General features: G+C 67.9%; 4 protein-coding genes and 2 pseudogenes. All 6 read left to right on the forward strand.

All coding sequences use genetic code 11. The features are described 5' to 3' along the window. Positions 1 to 265: 265 nt before the first annotated feature. Positions 266 to 556, forward strand: a pseudogene (locus tag ACIBB8_RS37520) (transposase); the annotation flags it as partial. A gap of 144 nt (positions 557 to 700) precedes the next feature. Continuing rightward, complete coding sequence (locus ACIBB8_RS37525; protein ID WP_398959854.1) at positions 701 to 2,083, forward strand: IS4 family transposase; 1,383 nt, start codon at positions 701 to 703, stop codon at positions 2,081 to 2,083. Between the two features lie 14 nt (positions 2,084 to 2,097). Further along, positions 2,098 to 2,550 (forward strand): annotated as a pseudogene (locus tag ACIBB8_RS37530) (transposase); the annotation flags it as partial. A gap of 25 nt (positions 2,551 to 2,575) precedes the next feature. Next, positions 2,576 to 2,788: a hypothetical protein gene (locus ACIBB8_RS37535; RefSeq protein ID WP_398959856.1), complete on the forward strand. Its 213-nt coding sequence runs from the start codon at positions 2,576 to 2,578 to the stop codon at positions 2,786 to 2,788. Positions 2,789 to 2,827: 39 nt separating this feature from the next. Further along, complete coding sequence (locus tag ACIBB8_RS37540) at positions 2,828 to 3,373, forward strand: GNAT family N-acetyltransferase (RefSeq protein WP_398959858.1); 546 nt, start codon at positions 2,828 to 2,830, stop codon at positions 3,371 to 3,373. Between the two features lie 136 nt (positions 3,374 to 3,509). Next, positions 3,510 to 3,830: a helix-turn-helix domain-containing protein gene (locus tag ACIBB8_RS37545; protein ID WP_398959860.1), complete on the forward strand. Its 321-nt coding sequence runs from the start codon at positions 3,510 to 3,512 to the stop codon at positions 3,828 to 3,830. The last annotated feature ends 486 nt before the right edge of the window (positions 3,831 to 4,316 follow it).

Raw genomic sequence — 4,316 nt, forward strand, 5'->3', positions numbered from 1 at the left:
TGGACCGGACACGACCAGCACCACACCCGCAGCAGCCGCCTCGAACGCCTCGCCTACCGGCTCACGGCCTGACCCTGGAATTACGCAGCAGAGTCAACAGTCGGTTCAAAGCTTGGACATGAAGACGCAGATGCCCTCTGAACTGGGATGATGGGACTTCCTAGGGTTCCATGTCCACAGAATCGGAGTGCATCCGCGGGCGCTGTCACGTTGGCGGGTGGCGTGGGAGGATCCTCGGGTTGATCATGGTGGAGGGGGATCGTCCGTGGGGAGCGTGTCGCCGTCGTACAGGGGTCACCGGTACCCGGTCGGGGTGATCTCGCACTGCGTGTGGCTGTACTTCCGGTTCCCGCTCAGTTTCCGTGAAGTGGAGGAGCTGATGCTCCAGCGCGGCGTGAGCGTCTCCCACGAGACCGTGCGCCGCTGGTGTCTGAAGTTCGGGCAGGCGTACGCCAACGCGCTGCGCCGCCGACAGCCGCGGCCGGGGGACAGGTGGCATCTGGACGAGGTCTTCATCAAGATCAACGGTGAGCAGAAGTATCAACACCGTTGCGTTAGGTCTGTGACCCGCGGTGCAACCCCACTATGAGCGCCAAGCGGGGCCCCTGATAGATCATCTTGCGACCAAGCGTGAAGATCATCGGGGGTCTCGTTGCAGGAGCAGTCTGCCATCACGACCGGGCGGGGGACGGCACCGGGGGTGCACGCTCCCGGGCACCTGGGCGAACTGACCCAGATCGTGGACTTCGCCCTGGTGGATGCGGTGCTCGCCGAGACCGGCGCACGGGAGAAGCGGGTGCGGCTGCTGCCCGCGCGCGTCATGGTCTACTTCGTCCTGGCCTTGGCTTTGTTCGAGCGCTGCTCCTACCGGGCGGTGTGGGGCAAGCTGACCGCGCAGCTGCCCGCCGGCGTCCTCGTCCGCCCGGCTGTCTCCTCCCTCGCCCGGGCCCGGCGCCGCCTGGGCGCACGCCCGCTCAAGCTGTTGTTCCAGACCCTGGCCGGTCCGGTCGGTGAGCGTGGCCGGCCAGGTGTGCACTACCGGGGCTTGCGCACCGTCGCGGTGGACGGCACCAGCCTGCACGTCCCCGAGGACGAGCAGGTCACCTGGCGCTATCCCAAACGGGCCGGGGACAAGAGGGAGTTCGGATACCCGTTGCTGCGCCTGCTGGTGATCGTCGAGTGCGGCACCCGGGCCCTGCTCGCGGCCGCCTTCGGGCCCGAGGCCGACGGAGAGACCGTCTACGCCGCCCGGCTGCTGGGCCGCCTCGACGCCTCGATGCTGCTGCTGGCCGACGTTGCCTTCGACTCCCGCGCCCTGCTCGAGCAGGTGAGCGCCACCGGTGCGCAGTTCCTGGTGCGTTCGGGCGCGCGCCGCTGCCCGACCATCGTGCGCCGTCTGCCGGACGGCTCCTACCTCTCCTACCTGCCGGGCCCCTACCAACCCGGACGCGGCTACCCGTCCCTACCGGTCCGGGTCATCGAGGCCTGGATCACCGTCACCCTGGACGACGGCACCGTACGCCGCGAGCAGTGGCGGCTGATCACCAGCCTGCTCGACCACCAGCGCTACCCGGCCGCCGAGTTGGTTGACCTCTACCACGAAAGGTGGCAGGTGGAGACCACCTATTTCTCAATCAAGGCCTCCCTGCTGGACGGCCGCGTCCTGCGCTCGCACAGCATCGACGGCATCGACCAGGAGGTCTGGGCCCTGCTGGCGGCCTACCAGGCGCTGATCCGCGCGGCCGCCGACGCCGTCGCGGACCGGCCCGACCTGGACATGGACCGCCTCAGCTTCACCGTGCTGCTGCAGACCGCCACCGACACGATCGCCTGCGCCTCCGGCATCGCCCCGGACGGCCCCACCGACCTGGCCGGAGCCATCGGCCGGGCCGCCCTCGCCGCGCTGTCGCCCGCCCGCAGGCGCCGACGCACCAAGGCCCGTAGCAAGAAGAACGCCACCAGCAAGTACAACGCGAACCACGGCAGACACCCCCAGCAGGCCCAGCACTACACCGTCCATGCCGAGATCCAGATCATGGCAGACGGAGTCGCCCCCAGATTGCACCGCAGGTCACAGACCTAACGCAACGGTGTTGGCAGAAGTATCTGTGGCGGGCTGTCGACCAGGACGGCAGCGTGCTGGACATCCTCGTGCAGAACCGGCGGGACACCGCCGCGGCCAGTCGTTTCTTCCGCACGCTGCTGACGAAGACCCGGACGGTGCCGAGGGTGATCATCACCGACAAGCTCCGCTCCTACAGCGCCGCCCACCGCAAGGTCATGCCCTCCGTCGAGCACCGCTCCCACAAGAGCCTGAACAACCGGGCCGAGAACAGCCACCAGCCCACCCGTCAGCGCGAACGCGCGATGAAAGGCTTCCGCAGCGTCGGTGGTGCCCAGCGGTTCCTGTCCGCGTTCAGCGGCATCTCACCCCACTTCCGACCCCGCCGACACCTGATGACCGCCCCCGACCACCGAGCCGAGATAACCATCCGCTTCGCCATCTGGGACCAGATCACTGGCGCTGTCGGCCGATCAACCACGGCCTGAACGCAGGCCCGGACCGCGGGTCACCGTGCCCCGACGCACTGTCAGACACCCAGACTTCCGACAACGTGACAGCGCCCGCTCGACCGCACTGTTCCAGCTCGCCACCGAACTGCCCGCCGCCGTCCTCGCCCGCACCCTCGGCATCGACATCACCGTCGCCGTCAAATGGCAGCGAGCCGCCGCCGGAGACTGGGCCGCCTACGCAGCCGACGTCAGCCGCCGGAACTCGAAAACCTGACCCATCCCGATGTCAGACCGCGCTGACATGCTGCTTTTCATGACACACGCAAGTAAGCCCGACCTCGTCCAGATCACCGACGCCCGCGAGATCACTCCCGACCTCCGACGCCAGCTGATCGACTGCTGGATCGCGGTCACCAACTCAGGCGGCGCCGCCGGATTCCCCTTCCCGCCGGTCCGAGACGACGACGTCGCACCCGTCACGGACAAGCTCCTCGGCCGTCTTCATCCGCAGCACAGCCGACTCATCACCGCCAGATTCGGTGACGGTCTTGCCGGGTGGGTCGTCCTCAACCGTGATCCCTACCGGCTCGTCGAGCACTGGGGCACGGTTCACCACCTTCAGACCCACCCCGAATTCCGCGGCCGTGGTGTCGGATCCGCTCTCATGCGTGAGCTGCGGAAGATCGCCCGTGACGAACTGAGACTCGAACAGCTCCATCTCGCGGCCCGAGGAGAAGAAGGGCTGGAGAGCTTCTACAGCCGGCTCGGATGGCGTGAGGTCGGTCGCTGGCCCGGAGCCCTTCGCCTTGCGCCCGACGACACCCGGGACGAGGTCCTGATGCTCCTCGATCCCCTCTGATCACGGGGGTATTCCGAGAGTTCCAATACCCGAGCACACCATTACACGTCAACAAGACCCACGTCGAGGACGCCTGGGTCTCCGCTGGCCAGCGCGTCGCGTCCCGGTTCACCGGATAGCCGAGACAGGAGCCATCATGAAATGGAACCTCCGGCTGGCCGCCGCGCAGCGTGACATCTGGAAGTCCTCGCAGCTGCAGGCGATGCTCGCCGACGCAGGCCTGGTGATCAGCGCCGGGAAGATGTCCAACCTGTGGGCCGGACAGCCGGTCACGATCCGCCTGGACGACCTCGACGTCATCTGCGAGGTGCTCGCCTGCGAGCCCAACGACCTTCTGGTCCCGGAGCCGGAGAAGGCCCGCATCCAGCGAACGGTGACCGCACCCGGCCATGCGGCGGTGGCGGGCGAGCGCCCCGCGTTCGAGCGCCGAGCCGGTCGGACGGAGCCGCCGCTGTGAACCTGCGGCCGCGGCCGTGCACGCAGTGCGGCGAGAAAGTCGCGGAGTACGGCCGGCGACGCTGCTTCAGCTGCCTGTATCCCAGCCTTCCTCCGCCCGTCTGTAAGACGTGCGGCAGCGACAACCACTACGCCGGCGGCTATTGCCGCCGCTGCCACCCGCGCGTTGTGTCCGCGGACAGCTGCAGCGACTGCTTAGCCTGGGGCATCTGGCGTCGTAGGGGTCTATGCGCGGCCTGCAACTCCTTCCGCAACCGCGGTCATCAGGTCGGCAGGTGCGGAACCTGCGGCCGCACCGTCCCGCTCAAGAAGGGCGTGTGCCGGCCGTGCCACTGCCAGGCCCGCGCCATACCGCGCACCTGGCAACGCCCCGACCTCACCACCGCGGCCACCTGAACCGCCCCGGGTTCGGTAGAGATCTCAGATTGTGGTTGTGACCTGGGGTTTTGTGGATTTCATGTAGTGGTTGGTCTCGTACTCGACGGGC

It is taken from the genome of Streptomyces sp. NPDC051286 (genome assembly GCF_044455345.1).
GTDB lineage: Bacteria > Actinomycetota > Actinomycetes > Streptomycetales > Streptomycetaceae > Streptomyces.